This window comes from Nocardia huaxiensis (assembly GCF_013744875.1).
Classification (GTDB): domain Bacteria; phylum Actinomycetota; class Actinomycetes; order Mycobacteriales; family Mycobacteriaceae; genus Nocardia; species Nocardia huaxiensis.
In genome coordinates, this window is sequence record NZ_CP059399.1 from 4951488 (window position 1) to 4971216 (window position 19729).

A 19729-nucleotide genomic window follows, 5' to 3' on the forward strand; every position below is an offset into this window, starting at 1 on the left:
GTCGTCACCACGGCCTCAGGTGTGCTCGATCGGGCTGTGACGGGCCTCGAGGGTGTCGAGGACCCGCAGCACATTGCCGCCCAGCAGGAGCTGAACGGTCTCCGGTTCGAGGCCGCGGCGCAGCAGCGCGTCGGTGAGGTGAGGCAGTTGTGCGGGGCTTTCCAATCCGCGCGCTGGTCGGATGAATCCGTCCCAATCCGAGCCCAGGGCCACACATTCCCGGCCGCCGACATTGATGGCGTGGACCAGGTGCTCGACGACGGCGTCGAGTTCGCCTCCGAGATAGGCCGGTGAAAAGATGATCCCGACCACTCCGCCGGTGGCTGCCACGGCCCGGATCTGTTCGTCGTCGAGGTTGCGCCAGGATGGCCTCACTCCGGCTACCCCGGTGTGCGAGACGATGACGGGACCGCGTGCACGGGCGAGCGCGTCGAAGAATCCGCGCCTGTTGACGTGGGCGAGGTCGACCAGAACGCCGAGTTCTTCGCAGGCTTCGACCACCTCACACCCGAAGGGGGTGAGGCCGCGGTTGGGGTTGCGGCCGATTCCCATTGCGGGATAGCTGATTTCGGTGCGGCTGAAATGGCTCAGGCCCAGATATCGCACCCCTCGGCGTGCGAAGGCGACGAGGTTGTCGAGATCGCCTTGCAGGGCTTGCCCTCCCTCGATTCCGAGCAGTCCCACGCTGATACCGGCGGCGTGCGCATCACGGATGGCGGCGGCGGTGACGGCGAGACGGAATTCGTGTGGATGCGTGCGGGCCAATGCCGTGACCGCGTCGATTTGCCGGTGCACGTCGGCTGCCGCCGTCTTGCGCGGGTATGGGGCCGTCCACATCCCGAACCACTGTGCGGTGAGGCCGCCTGCGCGCATACGCGGCAGATCCACGTGTCCGGCAAAGCGATTGAGCGGCCAGGGCGGCTGGTGTCGTCTCGTGAAGTCGTAGCCTCGTGAGATGAGTTTGGGTGTGTCGGCGTGCAGGTCGACCACGATGGCCGCGTCGTGAACCTGCCGTGCTTCGTCCGATATCGGCATGGCACTCCTCAATGGTGATGGTGGCTTTCGGGGCGGGGAGCTGATTCGCCGCCGGGGGTGAGCCCGGTCGGGTTCCGGCCCAAGTGATTTCGGTTGGCGCTCGCTGAAATCGCGGTGCCGTGGATGATCGTCATGCTTGCCCGGCAGGGGTATAGCGAGGAACTCCCGCCGTGGATAGATGTAACTATTGGTTACATCTGTATGCCCCGAGGTGTTGGCCCGGCGCGCGGGGAGTCAGCCCGCGGTGGCGTCGCGGAAGCCCATGCCGTTCATTACCGTCGTGACGTGGGCGTCGAACAGAACATCGGTGTCGGACACCAGGTTTCGCAGGCTTCCGAAGATCTCGGCGGAAATGAATCCGAGGATCGAGGACCAGGCGTTGAGAATGATGCCGGGCACCGGGCTGTCGGGCAGTTCGGTGCCGTCGAGCATGGCCGTGAGCAGGGGCCCGGCGGCGAGTGCTGGGACAGCCGTCGCGGCGGGATCGGCGTCACCGCCGGCGATGGCCGCGAGATAGGCGGAGGCGACCGAGGCCATGATGCGCCCGGCGGCGGGGCCCGTATCTTCCGGTTGCGCTTGATAACCCGGGATCGGGGTGCCATTGGTCAGGGCGTAGTCGGCGGGGTGGTCCAGGGCCCACCGCCGGGTCGCGTGACAGATGGCCCGCCATTGATCCGGCGGAAGCAGGCCGGGGGTCTGCGACGCGTCGGCGATCGCATCGGCCAGGGAGTTGTAGGCGTCCACGCACAGCGCGGTGACGAGTGCGGACTGGGTGTCGAAGTAGCGGAAGATCGCTGCGGGGGACATGCGCATCGACCGCGCGATTCCGCGCAGCGTGAGGCCGCCGGTGCCGTTTTCGGCGAGTTGTTCACGGGCCAAGGATTTGATCTCGGCGATGGTTTCCGCGCGACGCTCCGCGCGTCTGGTCGCTCCACCCGTTGCCTTCCCGACCACCGGCTGCCTCCCGTCGTAGGCCACCAACCTAGCACTTTGTGATCAGTGCTTACGTAGTGATCGAGATGGCCGCGTGGGAGATCTCAGAGAGCGCTGCCGTTGCCTCCCAGCAGGAGGGTAATCGGTTGAACTCCGGTGCTCGCCAAGACCTGTCCGTCCCGGACCAGAGTCATTTCACCGCTGCCCTGGCCGGGTAGAGCCACCGGAAGGTTGATGCCCGGGGTCAGGGTTCCCGTGGTTGCGAAGTACTGCAGCTTGCCATCGCAGGGCACGACGGGAGGAGGCGGCATGTGCAGTGGCAGCGGAGGTGTGACAGGGCCGACGGCCGCGCTTTGGCTACTGCCGGGGACGGCATTGGCGCCGAGCAGGAGGGCGAAACTGGCATTGAATTCGACGGCGGCGGTGCCACCACCGTTACAGCGTGCGCTGCCGGAGACGCCTATCGCGTTCAGGTAGCCGGTGAGGTTGGTTGGGCCCCAGATTTGGTCCGGTAGGTCCGCGTGGGCGGAGATCGGGAGGAGCGTGGATGCCAGTAGGGCCGGTATCGCGCTCGCCATTGCCAGACCTGTCATGCGAAAGCAGCTTCTGTCGAACATCTCGCAACCTCTCGAAGGTCGAAGGTGATGATCCTGGAAAACTACGATCCTGCCGGGGCGACAACATGCCGCTGATGTCGAAAACATCGAGCCCTGAACCTGATTCGCGGATCAGGGCGCGATGGTGTCGTCAGTTGTAGGAGCAGAGCCATTCGGTGCCGTAGTGCTCGGCGTTGGAGCCGTCGAGGTGCACCCAGCGGCCGCCGCCGTCGTTGCCGCAGGCCGCGCCTTCGACGGGGGTGTTACAGGGTTGCGGCGGTGGCAAAGAGCCGTTTCATGACTTCCCCCTTCTGTCCGGCGCGGGCCGAGGTCCGTCGGCCAAGTGTGATCACTGATCGCAAAGGGAACAACGATTGCAAGCGTCTCATACCTAGCGAATATTTGGCAACCATCAAAGTTGGCGTCACGACCGGGCGGGACCCACGGGTCGCTGTAGTCGAGTGGTGTGCTGATCGGCCAGTTCGGGGCGACCGTGGTAGTCGGTCGACGATCGCCGAGGACTTTCGGCACTCCGCCAGCGCCGATGAGGGTGCCCGGCGGTGTTGCTGAGCAGTTCTTCGAGCTTGGTGACGGCCCTGTCCATGTTCGCTCGGGTGGCGGAACGGAGTTGGTTGGTTCTGAATTGCCGGAGTATCGGTCCGTTGAGGACCACGCGCAGGGCGATGTCGCTCGATGTGGCGTCGATCGGCTGGATGTGTGCTCCGTAGGAGAATGTCAGCAATTCCGGTACCGCGGAACTGAATTGGAAGGCCGACGGTGGTGTCCATTCGGTGATGGTCCAGCGGATGAGGTGGTCGGCGCCGAAGATGAGGACCTGCTCGGTGAGGGGCAGTCCGCGTCGGGGGCGGGCCGGGGGAGTTCGCCATTCGCCGTGGCACGGCAGCCATTCGTGGGTGCGGGACAGATCGGAGATCACGGCCCACGCGGCGGCGCTCGGTAGGGGTACGCGGCGGGATGCGGTGGTGGACCAGTTCATCGGGCACTCCGTTGTATCGGGTACAGCCTGAACGGCTTTCGAGCACAATCGGGTGTGTGTCGACGTTGTCGTCGCCGCGCAGTGCCCGGAACATCAATTGGTGACGTTCCGTCACCAATTGACGCTTCCGGGGCGTGGTTTTGTCAAGATGGGCAGATGGCTGCTTCTCAGACCTGGGGCGGGTCCAGTGCCCAGGCGCGGCGCTCGGCCCGCCGCGCGCGGTTGATCGATGCCGCGATCGACGTCTGGTCCGAAGCAGGGTGGGGCGCAGTCAGTTTGCGCAGCGTCTGTGCGCGGGCGGGCCTGAACGACCGCTATTTTCGCGAGAGTTTCACCGATCGGGATGCGCTGTTGGCCGCGGCATGGGATCAGGTGCGTGAGGAAACCACCACCGCCCTGGCCGCGATCCTGGCGAACCTGGCGGCCGAGCCGCCACTGGCGGTGCTGCAGCAGGCGATCGAGCAGATGGTCGTGAACGTCGCCGACGACCCGCGGCGCGCACCGGTGCTCTTCGGTGACCACGCCGGCTGCGCGATTCTCGAACGCCGTCGTCACCAGCTGATCCTCGGCGCGACGGAGGTGCTCGCCGCGGGCATGGAACCGCATCTGCGCGAGGACCGCAATCTCGAGCAGTTCCGCGGATCCGTCCTCATGGCCGTCGGCGGTTTCGTCGAGCTGACCACCGCGTGGCGCGTCGGCGCCGTCGAAATCGATGCCGCCGGAATCATCGCTCAAACAACACATTTCGGCTCCGTGCTGGCGGACTACTACCTCACACCCGGCCGCTGATCGCGCGCATCATCAAGGCCATGGCCGCGACGCAGACGATCGCGGCGACGAGGAAGCCGGAACCCGCCGCCGAACGGGCCGAGCAGGTCCGAAGGCATCAATATCGACTGCTGAAGTCACTTTCGCGGACCGACCGCACGCCGCATCCTGGGCGTCAGGAGGTATTACGGTGTCCGACAAGCGAACTGCCGGTCCGGCGGTGGCAGTGTATCCGGTCGCGCCGGACGCGGTGCCCGACCCGGCACTGCGCTGCCGCGAGCTGACCCGGCGATTCGGTGAGGTGGTGGCGGTGGATCGCCTGTCCTTCGAGATCGCGCCCGGGGAAACCTATGGTCTGCTCGGCCCGAACGGAGCCGGGAAGACCACCGTGATCTCCATGGTCGCCGGAATCCTCGCCGCCGACGCGGGCGACATCACCGTGGCCGGGCGGCCCATGACACCGCGCGCCGTCGCGGTGAAATCGGATATCGGTTACGTGCCACAGGAATTGGCGCTGTACCCGGACCTGTCGGCCCGCGAGAACCTGGCCTTCTTCGCTGGACTGTACGGGATGTCGCGCCGCGAGATCCGGACACGGACCGCGCAGGTGCTGGAGACCGTCGGGCTCGCCGACCGCGCCGACGCGGCCGTGTCGACCCTGTCCGGCGGAATGAAACGCCGGTTGAACATCGCGGCCGGCCTGTTGCACCGGCCCCGGCTGCTCATCCTCGACGAACCCACCGTCGGAGTGGATCCACAGAGCCGCAACGCGATTCTCGCCGGCGTCACGGCACTGTCCGGCGAAGGCATGTCCGTTCTCTACACCACGCACTATATGGAGGAGGCCGAACGGCTCTGTGATCGCGTCGGCATCCTCGACGGCGGCCGCATGATCGCCGAAGGCACCCCGCGTGAATTGACCCGCCTGGTCGGCGAACACGATCTGGTGCGGTTGGCCGTGGCCGGCGTCCCGGGGCGCGCGGTCGACGCGCTCGGCCGCGAGCCCACCGTCGTGCGGGCCGTCGCCACGGGCACGGGCATCGACCTGTTCGTCGATGACGCGCGCACCGCCTTGCCGGGCCTGCTGGCCGTGGCGGCGGACGCGGGCGCTGCGGTGCGTTCGGTCACTGTGCACGAGCCCGACCTGGAAGCGGTCTTCCTGCATCTCACCGGAAAAACCCTGCGGGACTGAGGAGTTCACAATGCGGGTGGTCTGGTATCTGCTCGGCAAGGATGTGCGGCAGCGGCTGCGGGATCGGTCGGCCATCATGCTCGCGCTCGTCCTGCCGCTGGCACTGGCCGGGATATTCGACCTGATCACCGGATCGGCGGCGACACCGGGCCCGTTCGCCTACGCTGTCGCCGATCTGGACCGGCGGCCGGCGGCGACGGCCTTCACCGACATGCTGTCGCGGCTGGAGACCGACGGGGTGCTCACCGTGCGCCGCGTCGATTCGGTCGCCGAAGCCGAACGCCTGGCCACGGACGGTGAGATCGACGCCGCCTTCGTGCTGCCCGCCGGCTTCGGCGGCGCGGTGGGCGCGGGCGAACCCACCGGCATCGAGGTGATCGGCCACGCGGACGCACCCACCGGGGCGGCCGTGGCCCGAGCCCTGGCCGAGGCGTATACGACTGAGCTGCAATCGATTCGGATCGCGATCGGCGTCGCGGCCGGGCAGCGACCGCCGACCCCGCAGGAGGCGGCGGAGGCCGCGCTGCGCGTATCGGCCACCGCGGCTCCGGCCGCGCTCGCCGACACCACCTCGGCCACCAGGGTGCTCGACGCCACCACCTATTCGGCGGTCGCCATGGCGGTGTTCTTCCTCTTCTTCACCGTGCAGTTCGGGGTCACCTCGCTGCTGGACGAACGGGCGGACGGGACGCTGCCGCGGTTGCTGGCCGCGCCGATCTCGCGAGGCGCCATCCTGATCGGAAAACTGGCCACCAGCGTGGTCCTCGGCATGGTCAGCATGGCGGTGCTGGTGGTGGCGACGACCCTGCTGCTGGGCGCGCACTGGGGTGACGGGATCGGTGTGGCGGCACTGGTTTTCGCCGGGGTGCTGTGCGCCACGGCCATTACCGCCGTCGTGGCCTCCTACGCGCGTACCGCCGATGCGGCGGGCAGTGCCGGCGCGGTGGTCGCGGTGCTGCTGGGCTTGCTCGGCGGGGTGTTCTTCCCGATCGCTCAGGTCGGCGGGCCCCTGGTCACCCTGAGCCTGATGTCGCCGCACGCCTGGCTGCTGCGCGGATTCGGTGACCTGGCCGGCGGTGAGCGCTGGGATGTGCTGCCGTCGGTGCTGGCGCTGTCGGCGTTCGCGGTGATCGCGGGCGGGTTCGCGGCCGTGCGACTGGGGCGGGAGCTGCAACCGTGAAACTCACCGCGTCCCTTGCCATCGCGAGCACCGATCTGCGCCGCACCTTCCGGCAGCGCAGCAACTACTTCTTCGTGTTCGCTTTCCCGATGCTGCTCATTCTCGTGCTCGGCCTGGCCTACGGCGGGGGATACGAACCGCGAGTCGGGCTGGTCGTGGCCGGCTCCGGGCCGTACTCGCAGCGTCTGGCGGAGCGGATCACCGCCGCCGACGGCATCGGCGTCCTGCGCGCGGACACCGAAGCCGAGGCCGTGACGAGGGTCGAACGTGGCGAACTCGAAGCGGCGGTGATCATTCCGTCCGATTACGACGCCGCGGTGAGCTCGACCGGCGATACGGCCGCAGTGCGCTATATCGCGCGGCCCGGTCCGGCGGGTCAGCAGGTCAAGGCGGTGGTGTCCGCGGCGGCCGGTCACGAGTCGGGCCTGCTGCGTGCCGCCCGCTTCGCGGTGGCCGAAACCGGGGCCGATTTCGGCACGGCGGTCGACGCGGCGGACACCACCGCCCGGCAACTGCCGGACGTCACTGTCACCGCCCGCTCCGCGGGCACGGCCGTACGCCCGGAAGGACTGGGGCGCTTCGATGTCGGCGCCTCCCAGGAGTTGCTGCTGTTCGTCTTCGTCACCTCGCTGACCACCGCCACCGCGCTGATCGACACCCGCCGCCTCGGGGTCGGCCGCCGCATACTGGCCACCGCCAACCCGGCCTGGGTGATCGTCTTCGGTTCCGCGCTGGGCCGTTTCGGCGTCGCGGTCGTCCAGGGCGTATTCATCGTGCTGGGCTCCGCCGTGATCTTCGGTGTGCACTGGGGCGAGCCGGTGGCCGCGACGGCCCTCATGCTGGCGTTCTCCCTCACCGCCGCCGCGGCCGGGATGCTGCTGGGCGTGCTGTCGCGCACCGTGCAGCAGTCGGTCGCCATCGGCCTGCTGCTCGGGCTCGGTGTGGCCGCCCTCGGCGGCGCCATGATGCCCCTCGAATTCTTCGGTCCCGCACTACGAGTCGCCGCCCACCTGACCCCGCACGCCTGGGCGCTGGACGGTTACGCCGACCTCGTCCGCCGCGGCGGCGGTATCACCGACATCCTCCCCGAGCTCGGCGCACTGCTGCTGATGGCGCTGGCCCTGTTCACCCTGTCCGCCCGTCGGCTGCGCCGCTCCTTCGGCGGCTGATCTCCCGGAAGGCACTGGTGCACAGCCTATTCGACGCCCGATTCCGGTTCGAGGGCGCCGGCGCCGCAGCCCGGAGAACGAGGCCGCGACCGGGCGGCCGGGTATCCGAGGCGAGTGACTTTGGTCAGTGTGCTGGTGGCCGGATTCCACTGCCGCGCAGCGATGCCGACGGCGCAGACTCGGCACATCGCGGTTGCCGTCGATCCTATTTCTCCGAGTTCGGCCTGGATTCGAGGGCGTGGTCGCGGATCTTGCGCAGGGCGTGTTCGAGGTTGGTGCGCTCGGTGGGGGTGAGGGGGTGCATGAGCGTGCGCTCGATGATGGCCAGGTGGCCGGGGATGACGGTGGCGTTCTTGGCGGCGCCGGCGGGGGTGAGGTGGGCCAGGACGACGCGGCGGTCGGTGGGGTCGGTGACGCGTTCGACGAGGCCGCGTTTGTCGAGGCGGTCGATGAGGCGGGTCATGCCGCCCGAGGTGAGTCCGGTTTGCGTGACCAGGTCGGTGATTCGGAGTTTGCTGCCGGGGGAGCGGCCGAGGCGGAGTAGGACGTCGAACTCGGCGACGGATAGGTCGTGGGCGCGTTCCTGGGCGGAGATCTCCCGCATCACTTCGGTGTAAGCCTCCACGAACAGGCCCATGAGAGTGATTTTCGGGTCGCTGAGCAGGTCGGATGCGTCCATGTGTGAACACTATCACTTGTCGGTACCAGTCAGTATCTGTACCGTCAGTGTCTGACTAGTCAGATAACTGCAAGCTTGCTCGATCCCTATCGAGAGGACGAGTGCAATGGACGGTTACACAGTCGACAGGAATGTGCCGTGGCCGGTGCCGATCTGGGACGCCGACAAGGTGCGGATGGTCGCGCAGGATCTCGGGTCCGGGGCGTACGCGGTGGTGGCCGATACGGCCGATGAGCAGACGGCGCTGGGGATTCCGCAGGCCACCTCGGGTGGATTCATTGTCGGCGCGGACGCGGTGCTGGTGATCGAATCCATGATGACCGCCGAGCTGGCGCGGCAGGTGCTGGATCTGGTGGCCGCGGCCACCGACAGGCCGATCCGGTTCGTGGGCATCACCTCCGATCATGGAGACCACTTCTTCGGCAACTACGTCATGCCGGAGAACGCGCGAATCATTCAGCACGAGAACGCGTTTCGAGCCATCGAGGAAACGGGCATCGAGCCGCGCAAGCAGGCGCAGATCGGCTGGTTCGATCTGGGCAAGGGGATCGAGGAGGTGCGTTATCGGCCGGCGGATCTGCTGGTGCCGCCGGGCGGCAAGCTCACCGTCAATCTCGGTGGCGGCAAGTTCGTCGATGTGCTCGACCTCGGGCAGGGGCAGACACCGGGTGACCTGTGGTACCACGATCCGCAGGCCGGGGCGATCTATGCGGGCAATGCGTTCATCAGTGAAAAACCCGCCATCCCTTGGCTTCTCGACGGTGTGGCGGAGCGTCCGGCGCGCACGCTGCGCAAGATCTTCGACTGGCTGCCCGAGGGCACCCGCATCGTGCCCGGCCACGGCCGGGTCACCGACAAGGAGGGCATGCGGTTCTTCGTCGAGTACACCGAGCAGCTGGTCGAACGCGTGCAGGCTGCCGTCGCTCGGGGTCTGAGCCTGGAGGAAACCAAGCAGGCCGTGCCCATGACCGAGTTCGACGTCGGCTACCCGCTGTTTCAGTGGCTGCACTTCGACGTCAATATCCCCTGCGCGTACACCGAAGCCCGGTCGGCCTGACGGAACGGAGAAGTCAATGGCGACAATCGGTTTCGTCGGACTGGGTGATATGGGATCACGCATGGTCCCGCACTTGCTGCGGGCGGGGCACTCCGTCCGGGTCTACGACCTGGTGCCGGAGCGGATGGCCGACCTGGTTGCGCAGGGAGCGATCGGATCGGCCGATCCCGCCGACGCGGCGCGCGACGCCGACCTGGTGATCAGCGCGGTCATGTCCGCCGACATCCCGGCCGCGCACCTGGGGCCGAACGGCATCCTGTCCGCGCTACGTCCGGGCGCGGTGCTGGCTGTGCTGTCGACCACCACTCCCGCTGCGCTGCAACTGATCTCGACTGCCATGCCGAACGGCACCCACCTCGCGGACGCCACCCTCGTCGGTGGCGTGCGGTACGCGGCCGAAGCTGCGCTCACCATCCTGCTCGGGGGTGGCGACGAGGCGGTCACGGTGGCCGAGCCGATCCTCGCCGAATTCGGTGAAGTGGTCCGCGTCGGCCCGCTCGGCGCGGGCGTGGCCTGCAAACTCATCACCAATGTGGTGGTGATGGCCGCCGAAGCCGGCCTGCGCGAGGCCCTCGACCTGGCCGATTTCTTGGAAGCCGACTACACCACGGTGATCAACTTGCTCGCTCGCGGCCCGATGGCCGCGGTGGTGAACCGGGCGCTGGATCGCGAAAACCCCAGGGCCCTGCGTGATTCCGCAGAAGACTTCGACACCCTGCTGGAAGCGGGCGGCGAAGATCTGCTGCCGATCTCCGCGGCCGGGCGACGCCGCCTGTGGGCCGCAGCCGAGGGCGATCCCGACCCGGTGTTCTACGACCTGACCACCCACCGGACCGCGCTGCCGCGCTTCCGGCTCATCGAAGGAGCTCGCCGATGACCGTCGCCGATATCGACCCCGACGCCCTGCGCGCCACCGCCGACGCCGTCCGCCACGATCCGGTCAAGGGCCGCTTCACCTTCCGGGTGGACGGTGACTGGTACGGCGGTTTCCGGCTGCGCTCCCAGGTCGGCGCGCTCACCCACGCCGGTGAACTCGACACCGGCCGCGCCGGGCGCTTCACCCTGGCCGCCGACGAGCCCGCCGAGGTGCTCGGCACCGATACCGCCGTCTCCCCGGTGGAATACGTGCTGCAGGCGCTGGCGGGCTGCTACACCGTGACCTTGGCGAGCAATGCCGCCCTGCGCGGAATCGCCCTGCACGGAGTGCATCTGGATCTGGAAGCCGACCTCGACCTGGCCGGATTCCTGGCGGTGGACCCGAACGCCCGGCCGGGCATCGGCGTCATCCGCGTCGCGGTGGCGCTCGACGCCCCGGACTCGACCGACGCCGAGCTGGACGAGCTCGTGGAGGTGCTGCAACGACGGTCGGTCATCCGCGACACCCTGGTGAATCCCGTTGCGGTGGAAACGGTGTGGCGGCGCGGCTGATCGCGGGTCGGGCGCGGCGCGTGCCGCTGCGGTCGCTGCGGCCGGTGCGGCCGGTGGTGACGAGCTGGACGGACGGCGGTTCAGCTGCCGGGCTACCGGCCGATCGACGCGAACGGGATGCCGAAGACCGCGCGCCGCTTGTCGTACTCGGTCAGCGTCCACATCCGTCGGTCCTGCGGCCGGTAGGTCAGATCTTCGGGGCCACCCAGCCGGATCTTGGTGTACCGCTTCGTTTTTCCGAGCTCGGCGCGATGGATCCAGCCGGGTTTGCGGTCGAATTCGCTGGTGGTCAGCACGAATTCGCCGTCATGGGTGATCGCCCCGTTGATATTGGCGCGCGATGTCACGAACGCCGCGCTGGAGCGCACCGACGTGCCGGAGGACTCCAGCGTGTCGTTCTCGCGTAGGTTCCAGCGCACGATGCGGGCCTCGGCCGGGCGCGTCGAGGACACGCCGTCGCGGTCCTTCTGGTATTCGGCGGTGACGAGGGTGTTCGGTGAGGTGGTGCGGTCGAGGCTGACGCACGAGACGCGCAGCGGCTGGGTGACCAGCGGGGGCCGGTAGTAGCCGAGCTGCGGAATCGCGAACCGGTAGTCCGCGGCGAATGCCTTCTTGCCCTTCATCCCGATCACCCGCTGCGTGGGATCGGGTTCGGTGCGCCAGATGTGGTGCAGGTCGAAAACGCGAATCGCGTTGGTGTCGGCGACATACAGCTTGTAGCCGATCCACGCGAGACCGCCGGCGTGCGACACCGCCGCGTGAAAGCCGCCCTCGCGGTCGGGGACGACCAGCAGGACATGCCGGTACTCGGGTTTGTCGGGGTTGTCGTAGTTGACGAAGGTCACGCGGCTGCCGCGATTCACGCCGTGATGACCCTTGTCGTCGTACCAGCTCGCGGCGATGATTCGATGCTCGCCGAACGTGCCGTCGGCGTCCGCGTCCCAGGATCCGGTGAGCCCCTGCGGAATCCACGTCGTCCCGCGGCTGTCCTGCTTGTTCCACAGGAATCCGATCGAGTCGCTCGTCGGCAGGTTGCGTGAGGTCGGCCGGGCGCTGTGGTTGACCTCGGCCATCACCTCCGCCATGGGTGCGTGATTCGCCGTGGGGATCTTGTCGGCCAGCTCGGCGACGTGTTCGGTGAAGGCGTCCACGCGGTCGTCGAGGGTGAAACTGGTGAAGGACGAGTCGATTTCGGTCGGCTGGAACTTCGCGGCATCCGTGGACAGCAGCCGGGACACGAGCCCGGCGCCAGGAATGGGCATGGGGAACTCCTTGCGAGGAAGTGATCACCCTGCAGGGCCGGTCCTGGCTAGCCGTCTCCCAGTATACCGAGAGGCGGCCGCTCAGCTCAGTTCTGTTCTTGTCCAACGCCTCTCACCGGCGATGGGTCTCATACATCCGTAGGCCGACGGCGAGCGCGGTGGCGGCGCTGACGGCGCCGGCCGCCCACACCGCCGCGTGCAGGCCGAGCAGATCGGCGACGATGCCGCCGAGAATCGCGCCGACGGCGTAGCCGAGGTCGCGCCAGACGCGGTAGACGCCGACGGCGCGGCCGCGCCAGATCGGATGGGCCACATCGCCGATCACCGCGAGCAGGGTCGGGTAGACCATGGCCGTGCCCGCGCCGAGCAGGATGGTGCCCGCCGCCCAGCCGGGAAAGCTGTGGGAGGCGGCGATCAGAGCCAGGGCGGCGGCTTGGACGGCCATGCCGGTGGTGATGAGGTGTTTGCGGCCGATGCGGTCCGACAGCGCTCCGGTGACCAATTGTCCTGCGCCCCAGACTCCGGGGTAGAGCGCGAACAGCAGCCCGATCTGGCCGATGTCGAGGTCGGCGGTGGCGAACAGGAGCGGGAACAGCCCCCACGACAGACCGAAGTTGAGGTTGTTCACCAGACCGGCGAGGCTGGCCGAGGACAGGGCGGGTTCCGCGACGCTGGTTTGCACGGCGATCTGGCGGTCGGTCAGCCCGGCATGCAGATGGTCGTGCAGTCCGTCGGCGCGCGGGGTGTGCCGGGTCGCCTCGAGCTGTGCGTGGCCCCGGGTCTCGTGCACGAAGATTCCGGAAATCGCCAGGGCCAGTGCGGTATAGGCGAGGCCGAGCAGGAACGGCGCGGGGCGCAGCCCGTAGTGTTCGGCGAGGAAGCCGGCGAGCAGTGAGCTGATCGCGACGGCTCCGTAGCCGGCGGCCTCGTTGAGTCCCATGGCCAGGCCGCGGCGTGCGGGTCCGACCAGGTCGATCTTCATGACCACGGTGGTCGACCAGGTGAGGCCCTGATTGATGCCCAGCAGCATGTTCGCGGCCACCACCCACCACCAGTTCGGCGCGGCGATGAGCAGCAACGGCACGGGCACGGCGAACAGCCAGCCGGCCAGCAGCACCGGTTTGCGGCCGTAGCGGTCGGAGAAGGTCCCGGCGAAGTAGTTGGCGATGGCCTTGGTGATTCCGAAGGCCGCCACGTAGGTGAAGATGACGGTGTAACCGGTGAGGCCGAAACCGGATTCGGCGAGTAGCGGCAGGACGGTCTGCTGCTGGCCGACCATGCCGCCGACCAGTGCGTTGACCGCCACGAGCAAGGCGAACTGAGAGGCGTTCTCCCGCAATCCCAATACCGGGGTGCGCATAGTGCCGCGCAGGCTCATGATCCGGCCCGCAGTTCCTGCCCGATGGCGCGCGTGTAGTCGCCCGCGCCACCATCGAGGACCTGAATTCCGGTGCGGCCGTGGTGTTCCAGGATGCTCGCGGCGGTCATGGCGCGCTCGCCGTGGCCGCACATGACCAGCACGGGGCCGGCGGGCAGCTCGATCAGCTGCTCGGTGAGTGCGCCGAGTTCGATATTGCGCGCGCCGGGGACGTGTCCGGTGGTGAACTCGCCGTGCTGGCGGACGTCCAGCACGATGCGCGCCGACTGCGGCGAGAGCTGTGCGGCGGCAGCAGGATTCACCAGGGTGGTGCCGGTCGGCCGTGGCCAGGACGGCATTCCGCCGGACAGCTCGCCCGCGAGGGCGTCGAAGCCGACTTTGGCTGCCTCCCAGACGATGTCGCCGGCGTCCTGGCCGGCGCCGCGGACGATGACGACGGGCCGGTTCGGATCCGCCAGCCAGCCGAGCCAGGTCGCGAACACCGGGCGCAGCGTGATCGACAGCGCACCGGGTATGTGCCCGGCGGCGAAGTCGGCGGCGGTTCGCACGTCCACCACCTGGGCTCCGTCGGACATCAGTGCGGTGACCTCGGCGGCGGTGAGCGGGGCGAGGGCCGGTGTGGCGCCGAGTACGGCCGGGCCCCTGTGATTGACCTCCGCCAAGCGCAGAAAATAGTCCGGGAAGGTGCCCATCGAGGCGAGTAGCGCGGCGACGAAGGCGTCCTCGGTCTCGAGTTGGAGCAGCGGGTTGGTGGCGCGCTCCTGTCCGATGGTGCTCACCCGTTCCCCGCCGGCCGCCGACGAGCAGAACGAGCCCGCACCGTGCGTCGGCCACACCGGTGTCTCATCGGGCAGCTCCATGAGCCGCCGCAGCGAATGAAACTGCGCCCGCGCCAAGGGAATCGTCTGATCGGGGCGCACCAGGTCGGTGCGTCCGGCGGTGCCCACCATCAGCGATCCGCCGGTGAATACGCCCAGCAGCCGATCCTGGTCCAGCAGCAGATAGGACAGGTGCTCGGGGGAGTGTCCGGGCGTGGCCAGGGCTTGCAGGGAGAGCGCGCCGAGGGCGAGCGTATCCCCGTCGCTGAGTCCGGTGACGTCGAATCCGCGCGGCCCGACCTCGGGCGCGATGACCTGTGCGCCTTCGGTTTCCGCCAGTTCGCGCACGCCGGAGATGAAGTCCGCGTGCATGTGCGTCTCGACGGCGTAGGCGATCCGCAGCCCGCGCCGGCGCGCTTGCTCGCGCACCTGCCGCAGATCGCGTTCGGGGTCGAGCACCAGGGCCCGGCCGTCACCCAGGTCCAGTAGATAGGTCGAGTTCCCCAGCCCCTCGTCGATGACGGGAACGAGGGTGAAGTCGGTCGGCATCGCGGCACTCCTGAGTAGACCTTATTCCATAAAAGTGTGGAATATTGAGGTACCCTATTCCATGGTTCCCTGGAAGAGCAAGGTAGAGGCTGTCGCGAAGAGCGCGATAGGCTTTCCCCGGACGATGGGAGAAGTCGATGGGCGGTGACAAGCGCGCACGAAAGGCGGCGCTGTACGAGGCGTTCGCGGCCAGCGGCAAGGCCCTGGCCAATGGCAAACGACTGGAATTGCTGGACCTGCTGGCCCAGGGCGAGCGCACCGTGGAAGCCCTCGCGGCAGCCGCCGGATTGAATCTGACGACCGCTTCGGCGCATCTGCAGACGCTCAAGCACGCCGGGTTCGTCACCGCTCGCCGGGACGGCGTGCGCATCCACTATCGCCTCGCCGGGGAGGACGTCGCACAGCTTTTCGCCTTGCTGCGCAAGGTCGCCGAAACACATCAGGAGTCCGTGACGCCGGCCCGCGAACGCTATCTCGGCTCCGGTGACGGCCGGGAGATGACCCGCGAGGATCTGCTCGCCCGCGCCGCCGCCGATGAGGTCCTCGTCCTGGATGTGCGCCCCGCCCCGGAGTTCGCGGCCGGGCATATTCCGGGCGCGGTGAGCATCCCCGTCGAGGAGCTGGCCGAGCGGATCGACGAACTGCCTGCCGACACCGAGATCGTCGTGTACTGCCGCGGCGAATACTGCGTGCTGGCCTATGACGCGGTCCGGTTGCTCACCGAGCGTGGTCGCCGCGCGATCCGCCTGCACGACGGCATGCTCGAATGGCGGCTGGCGGATCTGCCTGTCGACGCAGCCGTCTCGATGTAGTCATTTCGTATTGCCCCGAGGCGGTTCAGTGGTCGCAGCAGGCGCACTCGTGCTCGAGCGTCGTGCCGGCGGCGCCGAGAACGGCTGGAGACGGGCAGCAGGGGTCGCCGCGCCACGCGTTCATGCCTTCTTTGACAGCGATACCGGCAATGACGAGCGCGGCGATCGGGTCGGCCCACGACCAGCCGAACATGCTGTTGAACAGCAGCCCGGCCAGCAGCACCGCCGACAGGTAGGTGCACAGCAGGGTCTGCTTGGAATCGGCGACAGCGGAAGCGGATCCGAGTTCACGTCCGGCGCGGCGCTGCGCCCACGACAGCACGGGCATCACCGCCAGACTGGCCGCGGCCAAGGCGATCCCGATCGGCGAATGCCGCGCTTCACCGCCGCCGAGCAGGCCGCGCACGGAATCGACGGTGACGTAGGCGGCCAGCGCGAAGAAGGAGAACGCGATCATCCGCAGCGCGGCCTTCTCCCGTTGCTCGGGATCACGGCCGGCGAACTGCCACGCGACCGCTGCCGCGGAGGACACTTCGATCACCGAGTCCAGGCCGAACCCGATCAGCGCGGTGGAAGAAACACGGGCGCCCTCGCTGAGCGCGATGATCGCCTCGATGACGTTGTAGGTGATGGTTGCCGCGACCAACCATCGAATCCGCCGCGCCAGCAGCGCTTTTCGCTGTGGCGTGACCGCTGCGGACAGTGACGGCACACTCGATGACCGCGACATCAGCAGCACCCCTGCGAGGAGTCCGGGCAGCACGCCGGATCCACGGCCAGCACCAGCCCGGTCAGATCATCGAGGGCCCGCCCGATCCGGGCATCGGCCAGCTCGTAGCGCGAGCGCCGGCCCTCGGGCACCGCCACCACCAGCCCGCAACCGCGCAGGCACGCAAGATGATTCGACAGGATCTGCCGCGAGACGCCGATCTGCTCGGCGAGATCCGACGGGTAACCCGGGGCATGTCGCAGGCTCAGCAGAATCTGAGTGCGAGTCGGGTCCGAGAGGGCATGGCCGAAGCGGGCCAGTGCGTCACGGTGCAGCAAGGTGTCCACACCGTGACGGTACATCAGAAACTGTATTCAGAGAATTCTGTACCGTTCGGCGAATCCGTTCCGAGAATGTGTCGAATCCGGCCGTCCGCCGTTCGTCTCGAAGGTGAAGCTCGGGTATCCCGCCCGCTGCTCCGACATCGAGGAGAGGAAACCATGAAGTACGTACTGATGTTCGTCGAGACCGAGGAGTTCGCCCAGGAGCTCGCGGCGATGAACGACGACGACCGGCAGGCTGCTTACGGAGCCGTGCACCGGTGGTTCGCGGAGAACGCGGCGAAGGTCACCCATCATCGGAAACTGGCCGATGCGGGCACCGCGACCACCATGCGGCTCTCCGGCGGCGACGCGGTGATCACCGACGGGCCCTTCGTCGAGGGCAAAGAAGTCGTATCCGGGTACGCCGAAGTCGATGTCGCCGACCTCGATGAGGCGATGACGCTGGCGCGCAGCTGGCCGGGCTGCCCGCTGGTCGAGATCCGGCCGGCCATGTGATGGATGTTCACGCCGAGCTGGCCCGTACTGTCCGCGACCATGCGGGCCGGCTCACCGCGTGCCTGATGCGCGTCCTCGGTGATTTCGCCGCCGCCGAGGACGTCATGCAGGACGCGATCGAAGCCGCCTTGCAGCGCTGGCCCGTCGAAGGCATTCCGGAGCATCCCGACGCGTGGCTGCTGACGGTCGCCCGTCGCCGCGGTCTGGATGTGCTGCGACGGCAGAATGTGTACCGGGACAAGCTCGCTCAGCTCGACTGGCCGGTGCGATCGGATCCCGACGACCGCCTCAAACTCATCTTCACCTGCTGTCACCCGGCGCTGCCCCGGCAAGCCCAGGTGGCCTTGACGCTACGCACTGTCTGCGGCTTCACCACCGCCCAGATCGCATCGGCGTTCCTCACCACCGAAGCCGCCATCGCCCAGCGCGTCACCCGCGCCAAACGCAAGATCACCCAGGCCGGAATCCCGTACTGCATCCCCACCGAACCGGAGTTGCCCGAGCGCCTGGCCCAGGTGCTCGCCGTTATCTACCTGCTGTTCAACGAGGGCTACCTCACCAGCGGCGGTGCGCACGCCCACGCCCGGCACCTGACCGACGACGCCGAATACCTCGCCGAAACATTGGCCTGGCTCATGCCCAGGGAACCCGAGGTGCTCGGGCTGCTCGCCCTCATCCGGCTGCATCAAGCCCGCGTCGCAGCCCGCTTCGACGCCGCGGGCTCGCTGATCCTGCTTCCGGATCAGGACCGCTCCCGATGGAACCGCGAGGCGATCACCGACGCCACCCGACTGCTGGAACGCGCTGCGGCACAACACCGTCCGGGCCCGTACCAGCTCCAAGCCGCGATCGTCGCCTGCCATGCCGAAGCCCCCGCCTGGAAGGACACCGACTGGCCGCAAATCCTCATCCTCTACGACCTGCTCCTGGACCTCGCCCCCACGCCCATCATCCGATTGAACCGCGTCACCGCCTTCCGCTACGTGTTCGGCGCGGAGGCCGCCCTGCGCGAAATCGACGCACTGGTCCCGGAACTCGACGACCACTATCTGCTCCACGCCACCCGCGCCGAACTCCTGCGCGCACTCGGAAGGAACCCGGAAGCGCACACCGCCGATCGGCGTGCGCTGGCGCTCACCGCCAATGCCGCGCAACAGGATCTGCTGGGCGAACGCATGGCGGGACCGATCCAGTGACGACCGTCGTGGCAGAGTGACGCTTGCGGCGTGCCGGCGATCCGTGATTTCAGCTCTCCGAGTCGCCGGTTCCGGCCAGTTCCTCCGAGCGCTGGTTCAATCTGCCGAACGGCACGTGCACCGATGGTGCGTATTTGCTCGTCCCGGTCAGATGGGCTTGCTGGTCGTCGAAGAAGATGTGGGGCCGCAATACCTGCATGATGCGGCCCTTTTCGATGCCGCCGAGGAAGAATGCGTTGTCCACCTGGACTTTCCATTGGCCCAGGCTTCGAATCATCCGCTCGTGGGAGGGGGCGTTGCGGGCCGTCACGATGGAGATGGACAGGCGGCGGCGGTAACCGGGCGTCGTGTCGTGGCGCCGGCGTTCGACCTGCTGAATCCGTGACAGCGCCTTGAGGAAGGGCAGCAGCAATCCGTCGGGATGCGCCTGGGCGACCTGTGCCGATTCGCTGGCGTGGAAGGCGACGATGTCCTTGCTCTGGTAGATCTGCTCGGCGGTGTCGTCGGTCAGCACCCCATCGAAATCGAACGCGATGCGCAGCTCCTCCCCGGCGTCGTTCGCGGCGGTCGAGTCGAGTACGAATCCCGCCGGGTGACCCGCGTCGACCGCGGCGCGGACGGCCTTGTCGTCCGCGGACAGGTACAGCGAAATATTCAGTGCCGGAATGAATTCGTACGGCGACGACCCGGCGGTGAAGATGGCCCGCGTGATTCCCAGCCCATGGTGGGCGACCGACCGCATCACCCGCAGGCCCGTATCCGGATCATTGCGCGACATGATCACCACCTCGACCAAGGGGTCGGATGGGCTGGGCGACAGATCGTTCAGCAGCAGGATTCGCCGGATGAACTCGAAAGCGACCCCCGGCGCGAGCGGGTCGTCGAGATGCTCCTCCTGATACCGCCGGTAGACAGTCTCCCCGGACGTCCGGAATATCGCATCGGCTTCCCGCAGGTCGAACAGGGCACTCGAGGCGACGCCGATGACGAGCCGATTATCGAGACTGTAAGCCACACCAGCATTGTGGCATCGGCCAAGAACTCGGGCGAGCGAGGATCGCGGGCCCGGAATACGGTGATCCGGGGTCGTTTTCGTGTGTTGGCCGTATTTCGCGCCGAAGGCCGACTAGCC

Annotated in this window: 22 protein-coding genes; 10 read left to right on the plus strand and 12 right to left on the minus strand. The window is 67.9% G+C overall.

Annotated elements, in window-relative coordinates:
* Window positions 1–15: 15 nt before the first annotated feature.
* The 5 genes from H0264_RS22325 to H0264_RS22340 all read right to left on the minus strand — a co-directional run bounded on the left by H0264_RS22325 (window position 16) and on the right by H0264_RS22340 (window position 3561).
* Window positions 16–1035, minus strand: a complete 1020-nt coding sequence (locus H0264_RS22325; RefSeq protein WP_181579334.1) for a dipeptidase — start codon at window positions 1033–1035, stop codon at window positions 16–18.
* A gap of 234 nt (window positions 1036–1269) precedes the next feature.
* Window positions 1270–1989: a TetR/AcrR family transcriptional regulator gene (locus H0264_RS22330; protein WP_181579335.1), complete on the minus strand. Its 720-nt coding sequence runs from the start codon at window positions 1987–1989 to the stop codon at window positions 1270–1272.
* Window positions 1990–2072: 83 nt separating this feature from the next.
* Window positions 2073–2585: a hypothetical protein gene (locus H0264_RS22335; protein WP_181579336.1), complete on the minus strand. Its 513-nt coding sequence runs from the start codon at window positions 2583–2585 to the stop codon at window positions 2073–2075.
* A 130-nt stretch (window positions 2586–2715) separates the two neighbouring features.
* On the minus strand, window positions 2716–2850 hold the full coding sequence (locus H0264_RS39060) for a hypothetical protein (RefSeq protein ID WP_276514505.1): 135 nt from the start codon (window positions 2848–2850) through the stop codon (window positions 2716–2718).
* Window positions 2851–2988: 138 nt separating this feature from the next.
* Window positions 2989–3561: an SRPBCC family protein gene (locus tag H0264_RS22340; protein WP_181579337.1), complete on the minus strand. Its 573-nt coding sequence runs from the start codon at window positions 3559–3561 to the stop codon at window positions 2989–2991.
* Window positions 3562–3717: 156 nt separating this feature from the next.
* Here H0264_RS22340 and H0264_RS22345 point away from each other — a divergent pair, with 156 nt between their 5' ends.
* The 4 genes from H0264_RS22345 (at window position 3718) to H0264_RS22360 (ending at window position 7870) form a co-directional block, all read left to right on the plus strand.
* Window positions 3718–4350, plus strand: a complete 633-nt coding sequence (locus H0264_RS22345) for a TetR/AcrR family transcriptional regulator (RefSeq protein ID WP_181579338.1) — start codon at window positions 3718–3720, stop codon at window positions 4348–4350.
* A 169-nt stretch (window positions 4351–4519) separates the two neighbouring features.
* Window positions 4520–5521, plus strand: a complete 1002-nt coding sequence (locus H0264_RS22350) for an ABC transporter ATP-binding protein (RefSeq protein ID WP_220139814.1) — start codon at window positions 4520–4522, stop codon at window positions 5519–5521.
* Between the two features lie 10 nt (window positions 5522–5531).
* Window positions 5532–6701, plus strand: coding sequence for an ABC transporter permease (locus H0264_RS22355; protein WP_181579340.1), 1170 nt, complete (start codon window positions 5532–5534; stop codon window positions 6699–6701).
* Complete coding sequence (locus H0264_RS22360; protein WP_181579341.1) at window positions 6698–7870, plus strand: ABC transporter permease; 1173 nt, start codon at window positions 6698–6700, stop codon at window positions 7868–7870. The genes H0264_RS22355 and H0264_RS22360 overlap by 4 nt, the downstream gene beginning before the upstream one ends.
* 205 nt (window positions 7871–8075) lie before the next feature.
* Here the strand turns inward: H0264_RS22360 and H0264_RS22365 are convergent, their stop codons facing one another.
* The gene (locus H0264_RS22365; RefSeq protein WP_181579342.1) at window positions 8076–8549 is read right to left on the minus strand and encodes a MarR family winged helix-turn-helix transcriptional regulator; all 474 of its coding nucleotides are present in this window, start codon (window positions 8547–8549) and stop codon (window positions 8076–8078) included.
* A 106-nt stretch (window positions 8550–8655) separates the two neighbouring features.
* Between H0264_RS22365 and H0264_RS22370 the strand changes: the two genes are divergently transcribed.
* The 3 genes from H0264_RS22370 to H0264_RS22380 are packed head-to-tail and all read left to right on the plus strand — an operon-like array spanning window position 8656 to window position 11034.
* Window positions 8656–9606, plus strand: a complete 951-nt coding sequence (locus tag H0264_RS22370) for an MBL fold metallo-hydrolase (protein WP_181579343.1) — start codon at window positions 8656–8658, stop codon at window positions 9604–9606.
* Between the two features lie 16 nt (window positions 9607–9622).
* Window positions 9623–10483 carry an NAD(P)-dependent oxidoreductase gene (locus tag H0264_RS22375; protein ID WP_276514506.1) on the plus strand — a complete coding sequence of 287 codons (861 nt, stop codon included), beginning with the start codon at window positions 9623–9625 and terminating at the stop codon, window positions 10481–10483.
* The gene (locus H0264_RS22380) at window positions 10480–11034 is read left to right on the plus strand and encodes an OsmC family protein (RefSeq protein WP_181579345.1); all 555 of its coding nucleotides are present in this window, start codon (window positions 10480–10482) and stop codon (window positions 11032–11034) included. The genes H0264_RS22375 and H0264_RS22380 overlap by 4 nt, the downstream gene beginning before the upstream one ends.
* A gap of 92 nt (window positions 11035–11126) precedes the next feature.
* Here H0264_RS22380 and H0264_RS22385 read toward each other — a convergent pair whose 3' ends face one another.
* The 3 genes from H0264_RS22385 to H0264_RS22395 form a co-directional block, all read right to left on the minus strand.
* Window positions 11127–12296, minus strand: coding sequence for a hypothetical protein (locus H0264_RS22385; protein WP_181579346.1), 1170 nt, complete (start codon window positions 12294–12296; stop codon window positions 11127–11129).
* 112 nt (window positions 12297–12408) lie between these two features.
* On the minus strand, window positions 12409–13674 hold the full coding sequence (locus H0264_RS22390; protein WP_181579347.1) for an MFS transporter: 1266 nt from the start codon (window positions 13672–13674) through the stop codon (window positions 12409–12411).
* A complete protein-coding gene (locus tag H0264_RS22395) occupies window positions 13671–15041 on the minus strand; it encodes an MBL fold metallo-hydrolase (protein WP_181579348.1) in 1371 nt (456 codons plus the stop codon). The genes H0264_RS22390 and H0264_RS22395 overlap by 4 nt, the downstream gene beginning before the upstream one ends.
* A 137-nt stretch (window positions 15042–15178) precedes the next feature.
* Here H0264_RS22395 and H0264_RS22400 point away from each other — a divergent pair, with 137 nt between their 5' ends.
* The gene (locus tag H0264_RS22400) at window positions 15179–15853 is read left to right on the plus strand and encodes an ArsR/SmtB family transcription factor (RefSeq protein ID WP_181579349.1); all 675 of its coding nucleotides are present in this window, start codon (window positions 15179–15181) and stop codon (window positions 15851–15853) included.
* 25 nt (window positions 15854–15878) lie between these two features.
* On the opposite strand, the gene H0264_RS22405 is transcribed toward H0264_RS22400, so the two are convergent.
* Both H0264_RS22405 and H0264_RS22410 read right to left on the minus strand, forming a co-directional pair.
* Window positions 15879–16583, minus strand: a complete 705-nt coding sequence (locus tag H0264_RS22405) for a cation efflux transmembrane domain-containing protein (protein WP_181579350.1) — start codon at window positions 16581–16583, stop codon at window positions 15879–15881.
* On the minus strand, window positions 16583–16909 hold the full coding sequence (locus tag H0264_RS22410) for an ArsR/SmtB family transcription factor (protein WP_181579351.1): 327 nt from the start codon (window positions 16907–16909) through the stop codon (window positions 16583–16585). The genes H0264_RS22405 and H0264_RS22410 overlap by 1 nt, the downstream gene beginning before the upstream one ends.
* 153 nt (window positions 16910–17062) lie before the next feature.
* Here H0264_RS22410 and H0264_RS22415 point away from each other — a divergent pair, with 153 nt between their 5' ends.
* Entirely contained in the window at window positions 17063–17401 is a 339-nt protein-coding gene (locus H0264_RS22415) for a YciI family protein (RefSeq protein ID WP_181579352.1), read from the plus strand.
* Window positions 17401–18597, plus strand: coding sequence for an RNA polymerase sigma factor (locus tag H0264_RS22420; RefSeq protein WP_181579353.1), 1197 nt, complete (start codon window positions 17401–17403; stop codon window positions 18595–18597). The genes H0264_RS22415 and H0264_RS22420 overlap by 1 nt, the downstream gene beginning before the upstream one ends.
* Before the next feature lie 49 nt (window positions 18598–18646).
* Here the strand turns inward: H0264_RS22420 and H0264_RS22425 are convergent, their stop codons facing one another.
* Complete coding sequence (locus H0264_RS22425; RefSeq protein ID WP_181579354.1) at window positions 18647–19612, minus strand: 5'-nucleotidase; 966 nt, start codon at window positions 19610–19612, stop codon at window positions 18647–18649.
* Between the last annotated feature and the right edge of the window lie 117 nt (window positions 19613–19729).